Below are 23723 nucleotides of genomic sequence, written 5' to 3' on the forward strand. Positions count from 1 at the left end.
CTGCAATTTTTTGATTTTGTTTTTAACGATCAAGATCAAAAGATCGCAGCGTGCCGCAGCTCCTACAGGGGGATGTCGTTTAGGCAGAGTCCTGTGTTTAGGGGCCGAAACCCGCGGTTTAGACGGCCGTAGTATTAAAGTATTAACACCATTTAATCAGTGCCCCATCGCGGGGCGTCTACTAGCTTGTCAGCCATGACGCGGTTTTGTGATGACCGTCGCAGTCTTGATTCGCGTGTGGAATAAGCCCGACGTGCACGCCTTCAAGGAAGAATTTGGCCACGACAAGGAGTAGCCCGTGGAAGCAAGGTTTGGTGTCGCCCTCGTTTCGCGTTTTTCCCCTCTTTCCCTTGCCGTGCACCTGAGCGTTGCCGGACTTTTGTTCGGTGGGGTCAGCGAGCAGGCGCTCGCGACGTGCTCGGCGGCAGGTTCGACGATTACCTGTTCGGGCGTCCCGACGCTGCCGCTGTTTCTCAATGACTACAGCAGCGCCACCAGCGGCTTGACGGTCAACGTCAACTCCGGTGCGCAGATGAACGCGACCCTGGGTGGCAAGGTCATCAACCTGACCGGGGCCAACATCAACCTGAACAACTCCGGCACCCTCGATCCGGCCTTGCTGGGCCTGGTGTCGATCCTCAGTGGCGGTGCGTTCATCGGTACCGGCGCGACCAGCACGGTGAGCATCGTCAACAACGCCACCGGGATCATTCGCGGTACCGGCATGCTGCTCGGGCTCAACCTGACCAGCATCGACGGGCTGGGGATTGGCGTGAACAACTCGGTGTCGGGCACCACGACCATCACCAACGACGGCACCATCACTTCCACCGGGCTGTCGGTCGGCGGCATCACCCTGGCCGATACCCCGGTGGTCGGGGTGTATGGCGGTTCGCAAGTCAACATGACCAACAGCGCCAGCGGCACCATCAACGGTCGGATTGCGTTCGAGACGTCGGTTGCGGGCAACACCTTCACCAACGCCGGCAACATCACCGGCGGTGTGTCGATGGGGGCGGGCAGCACCAACACCTTCTACGCGATCACCGGTTCCAGCGTTAACGTCGGCGACGGTGTGCAAGTCTCCGTCGGCCTCGGTGGCCTGATTGGCATCAACCTGACCTTCGCCCCGACCGGGACGATCGATGGCGGCGCGGCCGGCACCAACACGCTGATCCTGCAAAACCCGATCGGCCTCGGCGGCGGCACCACCGGGACCGGCACGGCGTCCAGCGCGACCTACGTCAACTTCAACAACCTGACCCTCAACAGCGGCACCTGGACCTTGCAGGGGCCGTTGGTCAGCGGTGCGACCACGCTTAATGGCGGTGTCGCGCAGTTCAACGACAACGCGGCGTTCGGCAGCGGCGTGCTGACGTCCAACGGCGGGATCCTGCAGGCCAGCAATGCCGGTTTGACGCTGGCCAACCAGATCAACCTGGGCGCCGGCGGCCTGACCCTGCAGGGCATCAACGGCACGACCCTCAACGGTGTGATTTCCGGCACGGGCGGCCTGACCAAGATCGGCAGCGGCCAGCTCAATCTCAACGGCATCAACACTTACACCGGCAACACCGTGCTCAATGGCGGCGTGGTGCTGGTGGGCAACAACCAGTCGTTCAGTACCGGTGGCATCACGGTTGGCGGCTCTTCGAGTATCTCGGCAACGACGCCCATTTCGCTGGCGAACGCGATCACGCTCAACAGCACCCTGACCGCAACCGGCACCGGTGCGCTGACCCTGGGCGGGGTGATCAGCGGTGCCGCCAACCTGACCAAAACCGGCAGCGGCAGCCTGACCCTCAACGGCAGCAATACCTACACCGGGATCACCAGCCTCAGCGCCGGGACCTTGCGCGTCGGCAACAACAACGCCCTGGGCACCGGGGTCCTCAACACCAGCAACGGCACCAGCCTCGACAGCACCGGCAATGTGACCCTGGCCAACAACGTCGGCATCACCGGCGCGTTGAACGTGCTCGGCAGCAATGCCTTGACCCTGGGCGGTATTGTGTCCGGCACCGGCGCGATCACCAAAAGCGGCAGCGCCAGCCTGACCCTGACCGGCAACAACACCAACAGCGGCACCACCGCGCTCAACGGCGGCAGCTTGCTCGTCGGCAGCAACACCGCCCTCGGCACGGGCGCCTTGAACGCGGCGGCCGGCACCACGCTGGATGCGACCACCGCGGTGACCCCTGGCCAACGCTGTCGCGCTGGCGGCGGATCTGACCCTCGGCGGCACCCAGGCGCTTGGCTTGAGTGGCGTCATCAGCGGCGCCGGCAACCTGATCAAGGGCGGCACTGCGAACCTGACCCTCAGCGGCAACAACACCTTCTCCGGCGGCACGGCGCTCAATGCCGGTACGCTGATCGTCGGCAGCAACACCGCGCTCGGCACCGGCGCACTGACCACGGCGGCGGGCACTACCCTCGACGCCAGCACCACCGTGGCGCTGAGCAACGCCGTCGCCCTCGGCGGCAACCTGAACATCGCCGGCAACGCCAACCTGACCCTTGGCGGCGTGGTCAGCGGCAGTGGCGGGCTGACCAAGAACGGCGCGGCCAACCTGATTCTCAACGGCGCCAATACTTTCCTCGGTGCTGTTGCGTTGAACGCAGGCACCATCACGGCGGGTGCCAACGCTGCGCTCGGCAGCGGCGATATCACCGTCGGCGGCGCTGCGACTCTCGACAGCAATACAGCGGTGACGCTGAACAACAACGTCATTCTCAACAACAATCTGGGGATCGGCGGCAGCAACGCGCTGACCCTCGGTGGCGTGATCAGTGGCGCCAGCCAGTTGATCAAGAACGGCACCGCCAACCTGACCCTCAACGGTGCCAATACCTTCACCGGTGGCACCGCGCTCAACGCCGGCAGCCTGACCGTCGGCAACGGCGCGGCACTCGGCACCGGTACGCTTACCGTGGGCGGTGCGGGCGCAACGCTCAACAGCAGCGCCAACGTGACGCTGAACAATGCCATTGCCCTGAACGCCAACCTGACTGCCGGCGGCGCCAACCCGTTGACCCTCGGCGGCGTGATCAGTGGCGGCAGCAACCTGATCAAGACCGGCACTTCGACCCTGACCCTGACCGGCAACAACACCTACACCGGCTCTACGTCGCTGAACGCCGGGACACTGGTCGTCGGCTCTAACACTGCGCTCGGCACCGGTGTGCTCAACGCCGGCAACAACACCACGCTGGACGCCAGCACCGCGGCGAGCCTGGCGAACAACGTCAACCTCGGTGGCAACGTGACCATCGGCGGCAGCAATGCGCTGACCCTCGCGGGCGTGGTTTCCGGCGTCGGTGGGTTGACCAAAAGCGGCCCTGCCGACCTGATTCTCAACGGCGCCAACACCTACTTCGGCAACACCGCACTCAACGTCGGCAAGCTGATTGTCGGCAGCAACACCGCGCTGGGCAGCGGCGCATTGAACGCCGCGGCGGGCACCACGCTGGATACCAACACTGCCGTTACGCTGGGCAATCAGGTCAATCTGGCCGGTGCGATGAGCGTGGGTGGCAGCGCAGACCTGACCCTCAGCGGAACTGTCGCCGGAGCCGGCAGCCTGGTGAAAAACGGCGCGGCCAATCTGAGCCTCAACGGCACCAACACCTACGTTGGTGGCACCACACTGAATGCCGGTACGGTGACCGTCGGCAATAGCTCGGCTCTCGGCACCGGTGCCTTGACCGTTGGCGGTGCGGCAACCCTCGACAGCAGCTCGCCGCTGGCCAGCCTGGCCAACGCGGTCGTGCTGAATGCGGCACTGAGCGTCGGCGGAACGCAGGACCTGACCCTCGGCGGCGTGATCAGCGGTGCCGGCCAGTTGATCAAGAACGGCGCGGCCAACCTGACCCTCAACGGCACCAACACCTACAGCGGCGGCAGCACCCTCAATGCCGGCACCCTCACCGTCGGTGCGCCCGGCGCCTTGGGGAGTGGCACCCTGACCGTCGGTGGCGCCGCGACGCTGGACAACAGCAGCGCTTTCACCCTCGGCAACAACATCACCCTCGATGCCGGGCTGACCCTGGCCGGCAACAACGGGCTGACCCTCAGCGGTGTGATCGACGGTGCGGGTAGCCTGACCAAAACCGGCCTGGATGACCTGGCTCTCAGCGGCACCAACACCTTCACCGGCGCGCTGAACATTGCCGCCGGCAGCGTCACCACCCTGAGTAGCGGAGCCCTGGGCAACACCTCCGGCGCCAATATCAGCGCCGGCGCCAGCCTCAACCTCGGCAGCGACGCCAGCCTCGACGGCTTGAGCGGCAGCGGTAGCGTGCAGATCGCCGGCGGCAACACATTGACTGTGGGCGGCGTCAGCAGCACCAGCACCTTCGACGGCGACCTCAGTGGCAACGGCGGCCTGATCAAGGTCGGCACCGGCACCCTGAACCTGACCGGGATCAACGGCATTGTTGGTAACACCGCCGTCGACGGCGGCACCCTGAACCTCAGCGGGTCGCTGGCCAGTACCCAGGTCAATGTCAATTCCGGCGCGAGCGTAACCGGCAGCGGTTCGCTGCTCGGCACTCTCAACATTAACAACGGCGGCCACCTGGCGTTGTCCTCGGGTACCACCCTGTCTGCCGCGTCACTGGTGCTGGCCGCCAACAGCAATATCGATGCGAACCTCGCCACGCCATCGACCACTTCGCTGATGAACGTCGGCGGCAACCTGACCCTCGACGGTAACCTCAACGTCACCGATGCCGGCGGCTTCGGCGTCGGTGTCTATCGCCTGTTCAACTACGTCGGCGCACTGACCGACAACGGCCTGACCGTGGCCGGTGTACCGGTGGGTTACGGCCTCGGCGACATCCTTGTGCAGACCCTTGGCAATCAGGTGAATCTGGTGGTGTCGGCGCCTAACACCAACCTGCGCTTCTGGGACGGCAGCCAGACCATCCCGAACGGTAATGTGGACGGCGGCACCGGCACATGGACTGCCGGCGGCACCAACTGGACCAATTCCAACGGTACGCTGAACCAGACCTGGGCCGGCGACTTTGCGGTGTTCCAGGGCACGGCCGGTACAGTGTCGGTCAACGGCACGCAACTGTTCACCGGGATGCAATTCCTCACCGATGGCTACAACATGATCAACGGCGCGTCGGGCCTGTTGACCGCCGTCAATGGCGGCGGTGGCACCACGGCGATGCGGGTCGACCCGGGCGTGACCGCCACGGTCGGCGTGAACATCAACGGCAGCGGCATCCTCAACAAACTCGATGCCGGCACCCTGGTACTCAACGGCGCCAACAGCTACACCGGCGGCACGCAACTGGACGGCGGCACTCTGGTGGTCGGCAGCAACACCGCTTTGGGCAGCGGCGCGTTAATTGCCAATGCCGGCACGCAACTCGACAGCAACACCGCCGTGACCCTGGCCAACGCCGCCACCCTCAACGGCAACCTCACTGTGCTCGGCAGCAATGCCCTGACCCTCAACGGTGTCATTTCCGGCACCGGCGGCTTGATCAAGAACGGTTCGGCCAGCCTGACCCTCGGTGGCAACAACGCTTTCCTCGGGCCGGTGGCGCTGAATGCGGGAGGCCTGATTCTGGCGTCGAACAGCGCGCTGGGTTCGGCGACCCTGAACGCGGTGAACGGCACCACCCTGGATGCCAGCGGCGCCTTCACGGCAGGTAACGCGATCAACCTGGCGGGCAACCTCGGCATCGTCGGCAGCAACGATCTGACGCTGAGCGGCGCGATCAACGGCGCCGGCAGCCTGACCAAGAACGGCGCGGCCAACCTGATCCTGAGCGGGGCCAACAACTTCCTCGGTGGCGTCACCCTCAACGCCGGCACCCTGACCACCGGCAGCAACGGCGCCCTCGGTCTGGGCAACCTGACCGTGGCCGGTGCCTCGGCGCTGGACAGCAACACCTCGGTGTCGCTGGGCAACAACGTGGTGCTCAACGCCAATCTGACCAACACCGGCAACAGCGACGTGGCCCTCAGCGGCGTGGTCAGCGGTACCGGCGGTCTGATCAAGAACGGCGCGTCCAACCTGACCCTCAACGGCATTAACACTTACAGCGGCGGCACCACGCTGAACGCCGGCACCGTGACCCTAGGCACCTCGGCGGGCCTGGGCTCCGGCGCGGTCACCGTGGCGGGTGCGTCGACCCTCGACACCACCGCGCCGCTGGTGCTGGCGAACAACGTCAACGTCAATGCCAACCTGAGCGTGGCCGGCAACAACAACCTGACCCTCGGTGGTGTGATTGCCGGGGCGGGCACCCTGACCAAGAATGGTCTGGCCGACCTGACGCTGACCGGCAACAACACCTTCAGCGGCACCTTTGATGTGCAGTCCGGCAGCCTGACCACGCTGGGCAACTCGGCACTGGGCAGCAACGCCGGGGTCAATCTCAGCGCTGCGGCGACGCTGAATCTCGGCGGCTCCGGCAGCCTCGCCAGCCTGACCGGCAGCGGCACCGCACTGATCGGCGGCGGCAGCACCTTGAGCATCGGCGGCAGCAACGCCAGCAGCCTTTTCGCCGGTGTACTCACCGGCACTGGCGAATTGAGCAAACTCGGTACCGGCACGCTGACCCTGGCCGGCCTCAACAGCCTGACCGGCAACACCACGGTCAACGCCGGCACCTTGAACGTCAGCGGCTCGCTGGACAGCGCCAGCGTGCTGGTCAGCAGCGACGGCACCCTGACTGGCGGCGGCTCACTGACCGGTGCCGTGACCGTGGCCGATGGCGGTCATCTGGCCGGCGCCACCGGCAGCACCCTGTCGGTAAACTCGCTGGTGTTCAACGCCAATTCCAACTTCGATGTCGGCCTCGGTGTGCCGGTTTCCGGTGGCGGCAATGCGCTGGTCAACGTCGGTGGCAACCTGACCCTCGACGGCACCCTCAACGTCAGCGACATCGGCGGTTTTGGCAGCGGCGTGTACCGGTTGATCAACTACACCGGCGGCCTGACCGACAACGGCATGTTGATCGGCACGGTGCCGGGCAGCGTCACCCCGGGGGATCTGACCCTGCAAACCGCGCTGGCCAACCAGATCAATCTGCTGGTCACCGCACCGGGCGTCACCGTGCAGTTCTGGGACGGCAACCAACTCGTCGCCAACGGTTCGGTCGATGGCGGCAGCGGCACCTGGGGCACCGGCACCACCAACTGGACCGACGTCAACGGCACCACCAATCAGGCCTGGACCAACAGCTTCGCGGTGTTCCAGGGCACAGCCGGCACGGTCACCGTCAACGGCGCACAAACCATCACCGGCCTGCAGTTCGTCACTGATGGCTACAACCTGCAGAATGGCACGGCCGGTGCGCTGAACCTGGTCAACGGTTCGCTGGGTAACGCCACCGTGCGAGTCGATCCGAACGCCACCGCGACCCTTGGCGTCGCGCTCAACGGCAGCGGCACCCTCGGCAAATATGACAGCGGTACGCTGGTGCTCAATGCCGCCAACGGCTACACCGGTGGCACCGCGCTCAACGGCGGCAAGATTGTCGTCGGTAATAACGCGGCGCTGGGCACTGGCGTCTTGACTGCCGCTGACGGCACCGCACTGGACAGCAACGCGGCCGTCACGCTGGGCAACGATGTGGTGGTGAACGGTGGCCTGAGCGTCGCTGGCAGCAACGCCTTGACCCTCGACGGTGTGGTCAGCGGTGCAGGCAGCCTGATCAAGTCCGGCGCTTCGAGCCTGACCCTCAATGGCAGCAACACCTACAGCGGCGGCACGCAACTCGCTGGCGGCGCGCTGGTGCTGGGCAACAACAGCGCCATCAGCAGCGGTGCATTGAGCGTGACCGGCAACGGCAGCCTCGACAGCAGCTCGGCGCTGCAACTGGCCAACGCGATCAATCTGGGGTCGCAACTGACCCTGGCCGGCAACCAGAACACTACGCTGCTCGGCGCCATCACCGGCACCGGCAGTCTGGTGAAAAACGGCAGCGGTGATCTCCTGCTCAGCGGCGCCAACACCTACAGCGGCGGCACCACGCTGAACGCTGGCACGACCACTGGCGACACCAGCAGCCTGCAAGGCGCCATCGTCAACAACGCGGCGCTGACTTTCGAACAGAACGCCGACGGCAGCTACACCGGCAACCTCACCGGCAGCGGTACGCTGAACAAAACCGGTACCGGCCAGTTGCTCCTGACTGGCAACAACACCTTCACCGGCAACACCTCGGTGCAGGCCGGCGACCTGATCGTCAACGGCGTGCTCAACAGCGCCAACGTCAACGTCGCCAGCGGTGCGCAAATCGGCGGCAGCGGGCAACTGGGTGGCAACGTGCAACTGGCCAGCGGTGCAACGCTGAGCGGTGGCGGCTCGGCCACGCCGTTGTCGGTCGGTGCGCTGGCGCTGTCCTCGGGGACCAACCTGGACTTCAGCCTCGGCTCGGCGGCCAGTTCGACCACGGTGGTCAACGTCGCCGGCAACCTGACCCTCGACGGTACGCTGAATATCAGCAACGCCGGCGGCTTCGGCACCGGGGTCTATCAACTGTTTCGCTACGGTGGCAGCCTGACCGACAACGGTCTGGTCTACGGCAGCCTGCCGGTGTCGGCGGCCAACCTGACTCTGCAAACCGCGATCGCCAATCAGGTCAACCTGCTGGTGCAGGGCACGCCGGGTGAAGTGCAGTTCTGGAACGGCGGCACCACCAACCCTGACGGCAGCATCGGTGGCGGCAGTGGCGTGTGGGGCCCGGGCACCAACTGGACCGATCCGAGCGGCACGCAGGCGCTGGCGGCCAATGGTCAGTTCGCGGTGTTTGGTGGCCAGGCCGGTACTGTCACTGTGCAGGGCAATCAGAACTTCACCGGTCTGCAGTTCCTCACCGGGGGTTACAGCCTGGTTCCAGGGGCTGGCGGCACGCTGACGCCGGTCAACGGTGCCGACGGCAGTCTGGCGCCGGTGCGGGTCAATGCCGGGGCGAGTGCGGAAATTTCCGTACCGCTGGTGGGGACGGGAGGGATCGAGAAACTTGACTCCGGCACGCTGGTGCTCAGTGGCGCCAACACCTATAGCGGTGGCACAACCGTCAGTGGCGGTACGCTGATGGGTAACACCACGAGCCTGCAAGGCAACATCACCGACAACGCCACACTGGTGTTCCAGCAGAATGCCAATGGCCAGTTCAACGGCTTCCTCAGCGGACTCGGGGCGATGGCCAAACGCGGCGCCGGCACGTTGCTGCTGACCGGCAATCAGCCGTTCAGTGGCACCGTCTCGGTTGATCAGGGCGTGCTGCAAGTCGGCAGCCGTGCGGCCCGGGCTTCGTTGGGCGCCCAAGTCACGGTCGCCAATGGCGCAGGCCTGAGCGGTAACGGCAGCGTCGGTTCGGTGGTCAACCACGGTGTGGTCGCTTCCGGTGGTGCTGACGGCACCTTGAGCGTGGCCGGCAACCTGACCAACAGCAGTGATGGTGTGCTGGCGCTGACGGTCAGCTCGCCAACCGCGACACCGTTGGCGGTGGGCGGTACGGCGGCATTGGGCGGCGGTCTGGTGGTCAACAGCCTCGCGCCATTCACCGGCAATACCACTTACTCGCTGATCACCGCCGGTGGCGGCGTGACTGGCACTTTCAGTGCAGCCGATCTGCCGCAGTACGCGTTCCTCGACAGCTCGCTGGTCTACGGCGCCGATTCGGTGACCCTGGCCGTCAGCCGCAACGGCAACTCGTTCGCCGACGTCGCCGCCACGGGCAACCAACGCGGCACCGCCACGGCGCTCTCCAATAACGGTGCGGCTGGCGCGGCGTTGCAGAACCAGATCGTCAACCTCAGCGTGGCCGGTGCGCGTAATGCGTTCGACAGCCTCTCCGGGGAAATCCACGCCAGCACCGCCAGCGCCATGCTTGAAGACTCGCGCTTCATTCGCGAGGCGGTCAACGACCGCATGCGCCAGCCATCGTGCAGCGCTGCGGATGATCCGCGTCGTACCCTGGCACCGAGCGACACGCAACTGAGCAGCAACGGTTGCCACGGGGAAATGGTCGGCTGGATCCGGGCCATCGGTGCCTGGGGGCGACATGGGCGGCGACAGCAACACAGCCAAAGTCGATCGCAACCTCGGCGGTTTCATGCTCGGTACCGACAAGGCGCTGGATGACACCTGGCGTGCCGGGATGGCGGCCGGCTACACCCGCAGCAACCTCAACGCGCATGATCGCAACTCGGACGCCAAGGTCGACAGCTACCACTTGGCCGGTTATCTGAACTCGCAATTCGATGCACTGGCGGTGCGCCTCGGCGCGGCCTACAGCTGGCACAGCATCGAGACCAAACGCGACGTCAGCGTCGGCACTTACAACGATCGTCTGAAGGCCGATTACGACGCACGCAGTGCGCAGGTGTTCGGTGAAGTGGGTTACGCAATCAACGCGGCAGGCGTCGCCATCGAACCGTTTGCCGGGCTGGCCTACGTTAACTACGACAGCGACACCGGCAAGGAAAAAGGGGGAGTGGGGCGCCTGAAGGCCGACGCCGATCAGGACATCACTTACTCGACCCTCGGCGTGCGCATCGGCAAGTTGGTGACCCTGGCCAACGGCAGTCAACTGACGCCACGCGCAGCCATCGGCTGGCGCCATGCCTACGGCGACACCAAACCTGACGCCGACCTGACCTTCATCGACGGCGGCGCCTCGTTCAGCACCCAGGGCGTACCGATTGCCAAGGACAGCGCACTGCTCGAAGCCGGCATCGACTTCCAGGTCACCCCGACCGGCAAGCTGGGCATCGGCTATTCAGGCCAGGTGTCGAGCGACAACAATGACAGCGCGTTCAACATCAGCTTCAGTCAAAGCTTCTGAATCATGGTCGAAGTACTTTAGCCGCCCGAAAGGGCGGTTTTTTTTGCACAATCGAAAGTCTTTGTGGCGAGTGATTTCTGCATTGAGGTAGGAACGAGATGGATCTGTCGAAGCATTTGTTACATCTGGAAAACCGCCTGCTGTCGCGCGCCGTGCGCGAGGATGCCGCAGAACTGGCGAGATTGATCGCGGACGACTTTGTCGAATTCGGCGCCAGCGGCGGCATCTGGAACAAATCTGATGTGCTGGAAGCGCTGCCGCAGCAAGCTTTCGCACAACGTAACGTCAGTCAGTTCACGCTCAAGCAATTGTCGGAAGATTCGGCGCTGGTGACATATCACTGCCATACCGTCGCTGGCGGCCAGCGGGTGCCGGCGGACAGTCTGCGCAGTTCGGTGTGGCGGCGGCAGGGGGAGCAATGGCAGATGGTTTTTCATCAGGGCACCTTTTGTGCCCGGCCGTGAAACCGTGGAGACCCGTCGATAGCTTTCGCGAGCAAGCTCGCTCCCACACGGATCTTCAGTGAACACAGGATTTGTGGATGACAGCGATCCCCTGTGGGAGCGAGCTTGCTCGCGAAGGGGGCCGGACATTCAGCGCAAAAATCTGCCGGCCCGCGCTCTGCTAGAATCCGCCCCATCAACTGCCAGAGACTCTCCCATGAGCGAGCCGATTCGCCTGACCCAATACAGCCACGGTGCCGGTTGTGGCTGCAAGATTTCCCCGCAGGTGCTGGAAGTGATTCTGGCCGGTAGCGGTGCGCAGAACCTTGACCCGAAACTGTGGGTCGGCAATGCCTCGCGTGATGACGCGGCGGTGTACGAGATCGATGCCGAACGCGGTGTGGTGTCGACCACTGACTTCTTCATGCCGATTGTCGACGACCCGTTCGATTTCGGCCGGATCGCCGCGACCAACGCGATCAGCGACATCTATGCCATGGGCGGCGATCCGCTGATGGCGATTGCGATCCTCGGCTGGCCGGTCAATGTGCTGGCGCCGGAAGTGGCGCGGGAAGTGATTCGCGGCGGGCGTGCGGTGTGCGACGCCGCCGGCATTCCGCTGGCCGGCGGGCATTCGATCGATGCGCCCGAGCCGATCTTCGGCCTGGCGGTGACCGGTCTGGTGGAAAAGCGCCACATGAAGCGCAACGACACCGCTACCGCCGGTTGCCTGCTGTACCTGACCAAGCCGTTGGGCATCGGCATCCTTACCACCGCCGAGAAGAAGGGCAAATTGCGCCCCGGCGACATTGGTGTGGCCCGCGACTGGATGTGCACCCTGAACAAGCCCGGCAGCCGTTTCGGCAAACTGGCCGGCGTCACCGCAATGACCGACGTCACCGGTTTCGGTCTGCTCGGGCACCTGGTGGAAATGGCCGATGGCAGCCACCTGACCGCTCGCATCAGCTACAACCATGTGCCACGTCTGGACAGCGTCGAGTACTACCTCGAACAGGGCTGTGTGCCCGGTGGCACCTTGCGTAACTTCGACAGCTATTCGAGCAAGCTCGGCCGTCTGCAGGAGTTGCACAAGCGCGTGCTGTGCGACCCGCAGACCAGCGGTGGTCTGCTGATTGCGGTCACCCCTGAAGGCAACGACGAGTTCCTCGCCGTGGCCGCCGAACTGGGCCTGGACCTGGCGCCGATTGGCGAACTGGTTGAGCGACAGACCCACGCAGTCGAGGTGATCTGATGTACCGCGACTGCACCGATTACCGCGACATTTTCCTCAACGACCGGCCGCTGATGGACGCCCGCGCGCCGGTCGAGTTTCACAAAGGTGCGTTTCCCGGTGTGGTCAACCTGCCGCTGATGAACGACATCGAACGGCAGAAGATCGGTACCTGTTACAAACAGCACGGTCAGCAAGCCGCCATCGAACTGGGTCATCAGCTGGTGTCCGGCGCGATCAAGGCCGAACGCATTCAGGCCTGGGCTGATTTCGCCCGGGCCCATCCTGATGGTTATCTCTATTGTTTTCGTGGCGGCCTGCGTTCGCAGATCACGCAGCAGTGGCTGCGTGACGAGGCCGGTATCGACTATCCGCGCGTTGGCGGCGGCTACAAGGCTATGCGCAGCTTTCTGCTCGATACACTTGAGCAGGCGATCAGCCAGTGTGATTTCGTGTTGCTGGGTGGCATGACCGGAACCGGCAAGACCGAGGTCCTGGTGCAGTTGCGCAACGGTGTGGATCTGGAGGGGCACGCCAATCACCGTGGCTCGAGCTTTGGCAAACGTGCTACCGGTCAACCGTCGAACATTGATTTCGAGAACCGTCTGGCCATCGATATCCTCAAGAAGCGCGATGCCGGTATCGAACAGTTTGTTCTGGAAGACGAGAGTCGGGTAGTTGGCAGTTGTGCGCTGCCGCTACCGCTGTATCAGGGCATGCAGCAGTACCCGATGGTCTGGCTGGAAGACAGTTTCGAAGATCGGGTCGAGCGGATCCTACGCGACTACGTGGTGGATCTGTCGGCCGAGTTTTGCGCAGTGCATGGCGAGGAAGGTTTTGCTTTGTTCTCCGAGCGCTTGCTGGAGAGCCTGAACAAAGTACAGAAGCGGCTGGGTGGTGAGCGTCATCGGCGGATGTTACTGTTGATGGAAGACGCATTGGCCGAACAGGCACGCAGCGGGTCGGTGGATTTGCACCGTAGCTGGATCGAAGGGTTGCTGCGCGAATACTACGACCCGATGTATGCGTTCCAGCGGGAGAAGAAAGGCGGGCGGATCGAGTTTGCCGGGGAGCGCGGGGCGGTGCTGGAGTATTTGCGCGAGCGAGTGAATCAGCGGGTGTGAGGGTGGCTTGGCTTGCCAGCGATGAGGAACCGACAGACAGCCAATCACTCAAGTCGGGCACGTCGCCTTGCCGTTATCCAGCCCCTGCTTGTAGCTGTGACTCTGCAGGCTGGCCTTGCCGTTGTGCCAGGTCAGGGTCAGCACATACAGCGAATCGAAATCGCCTGAGGCCCAGTCATCGGTGATGGTCTGCTTTTCGCCGACCGCGTTGCCCGCGACCTTGTTGATCAGCTCCGGCAGATAACCGTGGGACCACGCGGTGTAGATCGTCGCGTTGTGGTACTTGTCTTCGGTCAGTTCCCGCGCCAGGTCGCTGGTATCGTTGGCAGAGAATTCGATGTTCACCGGCAGGCCGAGCTTGATCGCGGCGGGGCTGATGGTCATCAGCGGGCGAATGTAGCTGTAGGAGTTGTCCAGCTCGCCTTCCTCGACATTGCGTGTCGGGTCGGCAGCGAACACGTAATCGGCCTTGCCGAATTTTTCCGGCAGCAGGGTCGACAGCTCGATCGCCCGGTTCAGGCCCTGACAGTTGAGCTGGCCGAGACCGCCCTCGGGTTTTTCCGCGTGGCGCAGGAAAATCAAGGTCTGCGTACCGTCCACTGGCTGGGCGCGAATCTGGCTCGATTCGAGCGACAAGGTCAGCGCACTGACCGCCAGCAGTGAGGGCAGGGCCACGCAGGCGCGATGTTTGAAGCGTTTGGCGAAACTCATGAGGTTCGTCATTGAGTACAGGATTCTTCAGCAAATTCGGTGGGGCTGACCAACCCTTGCACCACGGGCTCCCTGCACCGGGTGTTGTCCATGTCGTGTGTCGCGCTTCCGTTACGAAGGGCATAGCTCAGAGTCCTCTGAGGCCGGTTTGGTTCATGCACATTACCCGCAGGATGTTACGGTTCGTGTAGCTCCTACATTATGATCAGTGCTTTCCATGTGACTGGATGTTTCCCATGACCGATCTGTCCGCGTTCCCGATCACCCAGAAATGGCCGGCGCAGTACCCCGACTGGATTCAGCTCTATTCCCTGCCGACCCCCAACGGCGTCAAGGTCTCGATCATGCTCGAAGAGATCGGCCTGCCGTACGAGCCGCACCGTGTGGGCTTCGACACGCAGGATCAGATGTCACCGGAATTCCTCTCGCTGAACCCCAACAACAAGATCCCGGCGATCCTCGATCCGCACGGTCCCGAGGACCAACCGCTGGCGCTGTTCGAGTCCGGCGCGATCCTGATCTACCTCGCCGACAAGAGCGGGCAGTTGCTGGCCCAGGAGGGCGCGCTGCGTTACGAGACGATTCAGTGGCTGATGTTCCAGATGGGCGGTATCGGCCCGATGTTCGGCCAGCTCGGTTTCTTCAACAAATTCGCCGGCAAGGACTACGAGGACAAGCGTCCGCGTGACCGTTATGTCGAGGAGAGCAGACGCCTGCTCAACGTGCTCGACAAACGTCTGCAAGGTCGCGACTGGATCATGGGCGAGCGCTACACCATCGCCGACATCGCCACGTTCCCGTGGGTGCGCAACCTGATCGGCTTCTATGAGGCGGGCGATCTGGTCGGGATCAGCAATTTCCCGAATGTGACCCGGGTGCTGGAGCGGTTTCTGGCGCGGCCGGCGGTTGTTCGAGGCCTGACCATTCCCTCGTAACCCCACACAAATCCCCTGTAGGAGCTGCCCGCAGGCTGCGATCTTTTGCTGTTATTCGCCCGTGGCTATACCTCTGGAAGGCTCGTTGATCCACTCACTCCACGACCCGGCATACAGCGAACCCAGCGGATACCCCGCCAGGCACAACGCAAACAGGTTGTGACACGCCGTCACCCCGGAACCGCAATAAGCGACCAGGTCCGTTGGCGAACGCTCGCCGAGTTTCGCCGCAAAACGCTGCTTGAGCTGCTCCGCTGGCAGGAAGCGCCCGTCGCTGCCGAGGTTCTCGGTAAACGCCGCGCATTGCGCCCCGGGAATGTGCCCGGCAATCGGATCGATCGGTTCCACCTCACCCTTGAAGCGCGGCAAGGCCCGGGCATCGAGCAATGTCAGCGACGGCTGAGCAAGGCGCTGGTGCAATTGCTCGGCGCTCAGCAGCAGTTTCATGTCCGGCTGACCACTGAAGTTGCCCCGGCTGACCGACGGCGCATCCAGGCTCAGCGGTTGACCCGCCGCGTGCCAGGCCTTGAGGCCGCCGTCGAGAATGAACACGCCGTCGCGCTTGCCCAGCCACGCCAGCAACCACCAGGCGCGGGCCGCATAGGCACCAGGGCCGTCGTCGTACAAAAACCACATCGCTGTCGGCATTGATGCCCCACGCCTGCAGACGCTCGATCAGCGCCGCCGGCTCGGGCAATGGGTGACGTCCGGTCACGCCTTTGACCACTTTGCCACTCAGGTCACGCTCAAGGTCAGCGAAGCGGGCGCCGGCGATGTGCCCTTCGGCATAGCTGCGCTGCCCGTAGTCCGGGTCTTCGAGGGCAAAACGACAATCGAGAATCACCAGCCCCGGCTGCTCCTTGCGGGCATCCAGTGCGGTCGGGCTGAGCAGTTGCGCAATCGGCATGACGGACTCCTGTGAGCGACTTCGAAATGGGTTACCGCCCTTCCTCGAGGGCCTGGGCCAGCGGTACGTAGAACTCGTCGAACAAGGCATTCACCTCTTCGCGGGCCTGATCGGTGACGAACCCGGCTTCCAGCACCAGCACCTGATACACGCCACGCTTGATGGCCTGCTCGCTGAGGTGGTTGGAGTTTTCCCGGGTGGTGCACAGAAAACGCACCCACGAGGTGAGGATGATCCAGGCATTGATCGTCAGGGACTCGATCTGTACCCGATCCATCTTGAGAATGCCGGCGGCGACAAAGCCTCGTAGATCGCCATGCCCTGGATCACACAGCGCTGGGAAAAACGCCGGTAGCGCGCGGCCAGATCCGGGTCACTGTCGAGCAGGTGTTCCAGATCCCGATGCAGAAAGCGGTAGCCCCACATCGCCGACAGCAGCTCCTTGAGGTAATAGCGCTTGTCTTCGACGGTGGCGGCACGCCCCTGTGGCGGGCGCAAAAAGCTGTCGACCAGACTTTCGTACTCACTGAACAGCACGGCGATGATCGCCTGCTTGTTGGGGAAGTGGTAGTACAGATTGCCCGGAGAAATCTCCATGTGCGCGGCAATGTGGTTGGTGCTGATGCTGCGCTCGCCCTGCTGATTGAACAGTTCGAGGCTGTTCTGCACGATGCGCTCGCTGGTTTTTATTCGTGGGGCCATGGCTTGAGCTTTAATTCAGAGTGCGGTGAGGGGCATCTTACGACCTAACCGGAATTGGATAAAACAAAGCTGTGTCGGGAAGTCATTTGACTTTCTAGAGCTTAGACTCTAAAAAGTCCTCACTACAATAAATCCGGAGCCGACGATGACTGCCGACATTGCTTATCTGCAAACGCTGCAACAGCCCCTGGAAGAGCTGGATCGGCTGTTCGCGGCACAGCGCGCCGCCTACACAGCCAACCCGATGCCGCCGGCGGCCCAGCGTCAGCAATGGCTCAAAGCGTTGCGCGACATGCTCAGCAATGAGCGCCAGGCCTTGATCGACGCCATCAGCGCCGATTTCAGTCATCGCAGCGCCGATGAAACCCTGCTTGCCGAGCTGATGCCCAGCCTGCACGGTATCCATTACGCCAGCCGCCATCTCAAGGGCTGGATGAAGTCGTCGCGGCGCAAAGTCGGCATGGCCTTTCAGCCGGCGTCAGCGAAAGTCGTGTACCAGCCGCTCGGCGTGGTCGGTATCATCGTCCCGTGGAACTACCCGTTGTATCTGGCCGTCGGCCCATTGGTCGGTGCGCTCGCGGCGGGCAACCGGGTGATGCTCAAACTCAGCGAATCGACTCCGGCCACCGGCCAGTTGCTCAAAACCCTGCTGGGACGAATTTTCCCCGAAGACCTGGTCTGCGTGGTGCTCGGCGAGGCCGACATCGGCGTGGCGTTCTCCCGTTTGCGCTTTGATCACCTGCTGTTCACCGGCGCCACCAGCATCGGCAAGCACGTGATGCGCGCGGCGGCGGAAAACCTGACCCCGGTGACCCTCGAACTGGGCGGCAAGTCCCCGGCCATTGTCTCCGGCGACGTACCGCTCAAGGACGCCGCCGAACGCATCGCCTTCGGTAAAACCCTCAACGCCGGCCAGACCTGCGTCGCGCCCGACTACGTGCTGGTACCGCAAGACCGTGTCGGCGCGTTCGTCGAAGCCTATCGCCAGGTAGTGAACAATTTCTATCCGACCCTCGCCGACAACCCGGACTACACCGCGATCATTAACGAGCGCCAACTGGCCCGGCTCAACAGTTATGTCAGCGACGCCACGAGCAAGGGCGCGCTGCTGATCCCGCTGTTCGAACAGGGCCAGGGCCGGCGCATGCCGCACAGCCTGCTGCTGAACGTCACCGATGAAATGACCGTGATGCAGGATGAAATCTTCGGCCCGCTGCTGCCGATCGTGCCGTATCAGGATCTCGATCAGGCGTTTGCCTACATCAATCAGCGCCCGCGTCCTCTGGCGCTTTACTACTTCGGCTACGACAAGCGCGAACAGAACCGCGTGCTGCACGAAACCCACTCCGGCGGCGTGTGCCTGAACGACACCTTGTTGCACGTGGCGCAGGACGACATGCCATTCGGCGGCATCGGCCCGTCGGGCATGGGCCACTATCACGGCCACGAAGGCTTCCTGACTTTCAGCAAGGCCAAGGGCGTACTGATCAAACAGCGCTTCAACGCCGCGAAGTTGATCTATCCGCCGTACGGCAAATCGATCCAGAAACTGATCCAGAAGCTGTTCATCCGCTAATCGTCGTCACCGCCGGGTAATAACAACAATGCACCCAAGCCTGACCGAAACACCTGTCCTGTCGCGCCGTGGCCTGCTGAAATTCAGCCTCGGTGCCACTGCGTTCCTCGCCACCGCCGGCCTTGGCGCCAGCCTCAGTGGTTGCTCATCGAGTATCGCGGCCAATGGCTTCGTCACTTTGCGTGACGGCGACCTGCTGTTCCTGCGTGCACTGATTCCGGTGATGCTCGAAGGCGCCGTGACCACCGAGAAAATGCCCGGTGCGGTGGATGGCACTCTGAAGTCGCTGGACTTCAGCCTCGATCACCTGTCGCCGGAGATGCTCAAACTCACCCGACAACTGTTCGACGTGCTCGGCATGGCCGTCACCCGCGGGCCGCTCACCGGCATCTGGGGCAGTTGGGAAAACGCCAGCCCCGAGGCGATGCGTCACTTCCTTGAACGATGGCAGAACAGTTCATTGAGCCTGCTGCGCATGGGCCATAGCTCATTGCAGCAAATGGTGATGATGGCCTGGTACACCCGCGCCGAGTCCTGGGCGCATTGCGGCTACCCCGGCCCGCCGACTGTTTGAAACCGAGTCGCGCCCTTCGCGAGCAGGCTCGCTCCCCACAGGGGGGTTGCGGTGCAAATGTGGGAGCGAGCTTGCTCGCGAAGGGGCCCGCCAGAACAACAAGAACAAGAGAACCTGATCAATGCCCGTACCCGACCCGTTCCGCGAAGGCCTTGCCCGTGGCTGGAAAACCTACAACGGCGCACAACTGACCGACGACCTGACGCTGCAAACCGACGTGGCCATCATCGGCAGCGGCGCCGGAGGCGGCACCACGGCGGAGATCCTCAGCGACGCCGGTTACAAAGTGCTGCTGATCGAAGAAGGCCCGCTCAAGACCAGTTCCGACTTCAAAATGCTTGAAGACCAGGCCTACAGCAGCCTCTATCAGGAAGGCATCGGCCGCATGAGCAAGGACGGCGCGATCACCATTCTGCAGGGTCGTGCGGTGGGCGGCACCACGCTGATCAACTGGACGTCGAGCTTCCGCACGCCCGAGCCGACCCTCGAACACTGGGCCAGGGAACACAACGTCAAAGGCCACAGCCCGGCCGAGATGGCGCCGTGGTTCGAGAAAATGGAACAGCGCCTCGGCGTCGCGCCATGGAGGGTCCCGCCCAATGCCAACAACGATGTGATCCGCAAGGGCTGCGAGCAACTCGGCTACAGCTGGCACGTGATCCCGCGCAACGTCCGTGGCTGCTGGAACCTTGGCTATTGCGGCATGGGCTGCCCGACCAATGCCAAGCAATCGATGATGGTCACCACCATTCCGGCGACCCTGGAAAAGGGCGGCGAACTGCTGTACCTGGCCCGCGCGGAAAAACTGTTGATCAACGGCGACAAAATCACCGGCCTGCAATGCGTGGCGATGGACGAGCGTTGCGTCGCGCCGACTGGACGCAAAATCACGGTCAAGGCCCGGCATTACGTGCTGGCGGGCGGCGGCATCAACAGCCCGGCCCTGCTCTTGCGTTCAGACGCGCCGGACCCGCATCAGCGCCTCGGCAAACGCACCTTTTTGCATCTGGTTAACATGTCTGCAGGGCGCTTCGACGAGGTGATCAACCCGTTCTACGGCGCGCCGCAGTCGATCTACTCGGATCATTTCCAGTGGCAGGACGGCACCAGCGGGCCAATGGGCTACAAACTCGAAGTGCCACCGCTGCAACCGGCATTGGCGGCAACGCTGCTCGGCGGCTTCGGCCAGCAGAACGCCGAACACATGGCTGATCTGCCGCGCACGCACGCGATGCTGGCGCTGCTGCGCGACGGCTTCCATCCGGACAGCCCCGGCGGCAGTGTCGAATTGCGCGGCGACGGCTCACCAGTGCTCGACTATCAAGTCTCGCCTTACGCCTGGGAAGGCTTGCGTCGCGCGTTTCACAGCATGGCCGAGATCCAGTTCGCCGGCGGCGCGAAAGCGGTAATGCCGATGCACGCCGATGCGCGCTACGTGAACACCCTGGCCGAGGTGCGCAAATTGATCGACGGTCTGCGCCTTGAGCTCTATCGCACGCGGCTGGGCAGTGCCCACGTGATGGGCGGTTGCGCAATGGGTGAAGACCCGAAAAACGCAGTCACCGACAGCCTTGGCCGGCATCATCAACTGAGCAATCTGTCGATTCACGACGGCTCGCTGTTCCCCACCAGTATTGGCGCCAACCCGCAATTGTCGGTGTATGGACTGACTGCACAACTGGCGACATCCCTCGCCGATCGGCTGAGAAATCCGTGAAAAAAACGGTTTATCGCGTCGTCTATAGTGCTTTCTTACCCAACAGGCGACTTGGCCGACCGGGACGGCTGCGATACCATCCGACTCCCCAACGGACTCCCGCCAGGACGACGCGATGAACCGAGTGTTGTACCCAGGTACCTTCGACCCTATTACCAAAGGGCATGGCGATCTGGTCGAACGCGCCTCGCGCCTGTTCGATCACGTGATCATTGCGGTCGCCGCCAGCCCGAAGAAAAATCCGCTGTTCCCGCTGGAACAACGGGGTTGAGCTGGCTCGCGAGGTCACCAAACACCTGCCCAACGTCGAAGTGGTCGGCTTCTCGACGCTGCTGGCGCATTTCGCCAAAGAACAGAACGCCAATGTGTTCCTGCGCGGTCTGCGCGCGGTGTCGGACTTCGAATACGAATTCCAGCTGGCCAACATGAACCGCCAGTTGGCCCCGGACGTCGAGAGCCTGTTTCTCACCCCGTCCGAGCGTTATTCATTCATTTCCTCGACGCTGGTGCGGGAAATCGCCGCGCTGGGCGGCGATATCAGCAAGTTCGTGCACCCGGCCGTGGCCGATGCCCTGACCCTGCGCTTCAAAAAGTAGGAGCTGCAAGGCTGCGATCTTTTGCTTTTAAAGATTGCAGTCTCGTGCCCTTGATCGCAGCCGCGTGCACTGCGCTCGCCAATGCGGCACAATTGCGCGCATTGATTTATTGCGCCCGGGCCTGCCGCCCCGGCTGGAGTTAGCATGTCCCTGATCATCACCGACGATTGCATCAACTGCGACGTCTGCGAACCCGAGTGCCCGAACGCTGCCATTTCCCAAGGCGAAGAGATCTACGTGATCGACCCGAACCTGTGCACCCAGTGCGTTGGCCACTACGACGAACCGCAGTGCCAACAGGTCTGCCCGGTGGATTGCATTCCGCTGGACGAGGCGCATCCGGAGACTGAAGAACAGTTGATGGAGAAGTACCGCAAGATCACCGGCAAGGCCTGATCTGAACGTTTTTGTAGCGCTCTTCCGGGCCTCTTCGCGAGCAAGCTCGCTCCCCACATTTTGAAATGCGCTCCAATGTGGAGAGCTTGCTCGCGAAAGGGCCATCAGCAGCAGCGCAAAACCCTGATCAGCTCACTCACGCTGCTCAAACCCCTCCCCCGTACACCCCAGACACCGCACAAAAGCAGCTTTCGCCGGATCCACCACCAGCGCCTGTCCCGCATCGCCCACCCCGCCACCCAGCGCGGTAAACGGCAATGACACCACAAACACCCCCGCACCCAGCACCGTTGCCACCACCAACAAAGGTCGGGCAATCAGCAAATCGCCAATCATGGCGTAGGCGGGAGGGTTCTGGATGGTGTAGCGCGGATCACCGCTGCCGTTTTCCGTGGCCTGAACGGCCAGGCTGGAACACAGCAGCAATGTGACAAACAGGGCTTGCAAGGACTTCATGGCACGATCCTTCGGGCTGAACAGTGAGACCACTCACTATAGACCGTAGGACTTTTTCAGCTTTTTGCCTCAGGTCTGGCAGCGCGGACAGAACACACTGGCCCGTTGCCCCAGCTTCACTTCCCGCAGACCGGTGCCGCAGACCTTGCAGTGCTCACCGCCACGACCATAAACGAAGAGCTCTTGCTGGAAGTACCCCGGTTGCCCGTCGCCGCCAATGAAATCACGCAACGTGGTGCCGCCGCGCTCGATGGCTGCGGCCAGGATGCGTTTGATCTCGATTGCCAGCTTCAGATAACGCGCCCGGGAAATGCTCTTGGCTTCGCGCCGCGGATCAATCCCGGCGGCGAACAGCGCTTCGGTCGCGTAAATATTGCCGACGCCCACCACCACCGCGTTGTCCATGATGAACGGCTTGACCGCCATCGAACGCCCGCGTGACAACTGGAACAGCCGCTCGCCGTCGAACAGATCGGTCAATGGCTCCGGTCCGAGGCGAATCAGCAGTTCGTGATTGAGCGGGTCGCTACTCCAGAGCATCGCGCCGAACCGGCGCGGATCGGTGTAGCGCAGGGCCAGCCCGGATTCCAGCTCGATATCGACATGCTCATGCTTGGCCGCTGGCATCCCGACCTCAACCAGCCGCAAGTTACCGGACATGCCCAAGTGGCTGATCAGCGTGCCGACTTCGGCGTTGATCAGCAAATACTTGGCCCGCCGCTCGACCAGCACGATGCGCTGTCCGGACAGGCGCACATCAAGGTCCTCGGGGATCGGCCAGCGCAACCGGCGATCACGCACGATGACCCGGCTGACACGCTGACCTTCCAGGTGCGGAGCGATCCCGCGGCGGGTGGTTTCGACTTCCGGCAATTCAGGCATGGGGGTCTCGAATCAGTTTGCTAAATCAGTGTGCGCCAAGTTCGCGGATCGTCTGCTTCAACGTTTCGAAGTCGTAATCCGAGAGGCCGATGTACTCCAGCACCAGCGGCCCGACGGCCTGCCATTCGAAGTCTTCGGTCTGGTTGCCCAGCACCCGGTACGACGCGCAGATGTGCTCGGCCATCTTCAGGATCGCCAGCAGGTTTTTCATCTGACTGTTGCGCGAGGTTTCGTCGCTGAAAATCGCCAGGGCATTGTGGTGGTTGGCGATGGCTGCACTGACGTGTTCCGGCAGGCGCCAGGACTTGGCGGTGTAATAACCGACCACCGAGTGATTGGTGTTGTAGACATCATTCTCGGTGTCCACGACCCGGCGCTCGGCACTCGCGTTGGCGTAGGCCTTTTCGAGTGTCGTCATGTAATCCGGGAAACGCTGAAGCATCAGCGGCACGCCGCAGTCGTGGAAAAGCCCCAAGGCGTAAGCCTCGTCGCTGGCCTCGGTGCCGACGCGCTTGGCAAGGGTCAGGCAAGTCATGGCCACATCCTGGGCGGTATCCCAGAAACGGTTGAGGGTGACGATGGTGTCGTCATTCATCTCGCCCTTGATCGACATGGCGTTGATCAGATTGACGATCGAACGGCTGCCCAGCAG

12 protein-coding genes and 4 pseudogenes are annotated in these 23723 nt (G+C 63.0%); 10 read left to right on the plus strand and 6 right to left on the minus strand.

Translation table 11 applies throughout. From position 1 onward, the window contains the following. Positions 1–298: 298 nt before the first annotated feature. From HT737_RS31970 to mnmH, 4 genes and pseudogenes are all read left to right on the plus strand, one after another. Positions 299–10821: pseudogene (locus tag HT737_RS31970) on the plus strand (autotransporter-associated beta strand repeat-containing protein). A gap of 98 nt (positions 10822–10919) precedes the next feature. After that, complete coding sequence (locus tag HT737_RS25255; RefSeq protein WP_095667009.1) at positions 10920–11285, plus strand: DUF4440 domain-containing protein; 366 nt, start codon at positions 10920–10922, stop codon at positions 11283–11285. A 196-nt stretch (positions 11286–11481) separates the two neighbouring features. Next, positions 11482–12516, plus strand: a complete 1035-nt coding sequence (selD, locus tag HT737_RS25260; protein WP_182404223.1) for a selenide, water dikinase SelD — start codon at positions 11482–11484, stop codon at positions 12514–12516. Then, a complete protein-coding gene (gene mnmH / locus HT737_RS25265) occupies positions 12516–13619 on the plus strand; it encodes a tRNA 2-selenouridine(34) synthase MnmH (RefSeq protein ID WP_121184649.1) in 1104 nt (367 codons plus the stop codon). Before selD ends, mnmH begins: the two co-directional genes overlap by 1 nt. 48 nt (positions 13620–13667) lie before the next feature. Here mnmH and HT737_RS25270 read toward each other — a convergent pair whose 3' ends face one another. Next, positions 13668–14342 carry a hypothetical protein gene (locus HT737_RS25270; RefSeq protein ID WP_047291488.1) on the minus strand — a complete coding sequence of 225 codons (675 nt, stop codon included), beginning with the start codon at positions 14340–14342 and terminating at the stop codon, positions 13668–13670. A gap of 224 nt (positions 14343–14566) precedes the next feature. Here HT737_RS25270 and HT737_RS25275 point away from each other — a divergent pair, with 224 nt between their 5' ends. Continuing rightward, positions 14567–15265 carry a glutathione S-transferase family protein gene (locus tag HT737_RS25275; RefSeq protein ID WP_047291489.1) on the plus strand — a complete coding sequence of 233 codons (699 nt, stop codon included), beginning with the start codon at positions 14567–14569 and terminating at the stop codon, positions 15263–15265. A 51-nt stretch (positions 15266–15316) separates the two neighbouring features. On the opposite strand, the pseudogene HT737_RS25280 reads toward HT737_RS25275, so the two are convergent. Together HT737_RS25280 and HT737_RS25285 are read right to left on the minus strand one after the other, a co-directional pair. After that, positions 15317–16172 (minus strand): annotated as a pseudogene (locus tag HT737_RS25280) (sulfurtransferase). A 31-nt stretch (positions 16173–16203) separates the two neighbouring features. Beyond that, positions 16204–16874 (minus strand): annotated as a pseudogene (locus tag HT737_RS25285) (TetR/AcrR family transcriptional regulator). A 145-nt stretch (positions 16875–17019) separates the two neighbouring features. Here HT737_RS25285 and HT737_RS25290 point away from each other — a divergent pair. The 5 genes and pseudogenes from HT737_RS25290 to HT737_RS25310 all read left to right on the plus strand — a co-directional run bounded on the left by HT737_RS25290 (position 17020) and on the right by HT737_RS25310 (position 21733). Next, entirely contained in the window at positions 17020–18450 is a 1431-nt protein-coding gene (locus tag HT737_RS25290; RefSeq protein WP_182404224.1) for a coniferyl aldehyde dehydrogenase, read from the plus strand. Between the two features lie 28 nt (positions 18451–18478). Beyond that, entirely contained in the window at positions 18479–19024 is a 546-nt protein-coding gene (locus HT737_RS25295) for a twin-arginine translocation pathway signal protein (protein ID WP_095668092.1), read from the plus strand. A gap of 121 nt (positions 19025–19145) precedes the next feature. After that, a complete protein-coding gene (locus tag HT737_RS25300; RefSeq protein ID WP_182404225.1) occupies positions 19146–20741 on the plus strand; it encodes a GMC family oxidoreductase in 1596 nt (531 codons plus the stop codon). Positions 20742–20856: 115 nt separating this feature from the next. After that, positions 20857–21337, plus strand: a pseudogene (gene coaD / locus HT737_RS25305) (pantetheine-phosphate adenylyltransferase). A gap of 144 nt (positions 21338–21481) precedes the next feature. Then, positions 21482–21733, plus strand: coding sequence for a YfhL family 4Fe-4S dicluster ferredoxin (locus HT737_RS25310; protein WP_003195146.1), 252 nt, complete (start codon positions 21482–21484; stop codon positions 21731–21733). Positions 21734–21865: 132 nt separating this feature from the next. Here the strand turns inward: HT737_RS25310 and HT737_RS25315 are convergent, their stop codons facing one another. The 3 genes from HT737_RS25315 to HT737_RS25325 all read right to left on the minus strand — a co-directional run. Then, a complete protein-coding gene (locus HT737_RS25315; protein WP_182404226.1) occupies positions 21866–22189 on the minus strand; it encodes a multidrug transporter in 324 nt (107 codons plus the stop codon). A gap of 69 nt (positions 22190–22258) precedes the next feature. Beyond that, complete coding sequence (gene mutM / locus HT737_RS25320) at positions 22259–23071, minus strand: bifunctional DNA-formamidopyrimidine glycosylase/DNA-(apurinic or apyrimidinic site) lyase (protein ID WP_047297159.1); 813 nt, start codon at positions 23069–23071, stop codon at positions 22259–22261. Positions 23072–23096: 25 nt separating this feature from the next. After that, the coding region (locus HT737_RS25325) for an HDOD domain-containing protein (protein ID WP_182404227.1) at positions 23097–23723 on the minus strand (627 nt) is incomplete at its 5' end.

This window comes from Pseudomonas sp. MD195_PC81_125 (assembly GCF_014060985.1).
Taxonomy (GTDB): Bacteria; Pseudomonadota; Gammaproteobacteria; order Pseudomonadales; family Pseudomonadaceae; genus Aquipseudomonas; species Aquipseudomonas parakoreensis.

Excerpts from the sequence above, each read along its gene's own strand:
- HT737_RS25255 (WP_095667009.1), top strand. The coding sequence starts at position 10,920 with ATGGATCTGTCGAAGCATTTGTTACATCTGGAAAACCGCCTGCTGTCG.
- selD (WP_182404223.1), top strand. The coding sequence starts at position 11,482 with ATGAGCGAGCCGATTCGCCTGACCCAATACAGCCACGGTGCCGGTTGT.
- mnmH (WP_121184649.1), top strand. The coding sequence starts at position 12,516 with ATGTACCGCGACTGCACCGATTACCGCGACATTTTCCTCAACGACCGG.
- HT737_RS25270 (WP_047291488.1), bottom strand. The coding sequence starts at position 14,342 with ATGACGAACCTCATGAGTTTCGCCAAACGCTTCAAACATCGCGCCTGC.
- HT737_RS25275 (WP_047291489.1), top strand. The coding sequence starts at position 14,567 with ATGACCGATCTGTCCGCGTTCCCGATCACCCAGAAATGGCCGGCGCAG.
- HT737_RS25290 (WP_182404224.1), top strand. The coding sequence starts at position 17,020 with ATGACTGCCGACATTGCTTATCTGCAAACGCTGCAACAGCCCCTGGAA.
- HT737_RS25295 (WP_095668092.1), top strand. The coding sequence starts at position 18,479 with ATGCACCCAAGCCTGACCGAAACACCTGTCCTGTCGCGCCGTGGCCTG.
- HT737_RS25300 (WP_182404225.1), top strand. The coding sequence starts at position 19,146 with ATGCCCGTACCCGACCCGTTCCGCGAAGGCCTTGCCCGTGGCTGGAAA.
- HT737_RS25310 (WP_003195146.1), top strand. The coding sequence starts at position 21,482 with ATGTCCCTGATCATCACCGACGATTGCATCAACTGCGACGTCTGCGAA.
- HT737_RS25315 (WP_182404226.1), bottom strand. The coding sequence starts at position 22,189 with ATGAAGTCCTTGCAAGCCCTGTTTGTCACATTGCTGCTGTGTTCCAGC.
- mutM (WP_047297159.1), bottom strand. The coding sequence starts at position 23,071 with ATGCCTGAATTGCCGGAAGTCGAAACCACCCGCCGCGGGATCGCTCCG.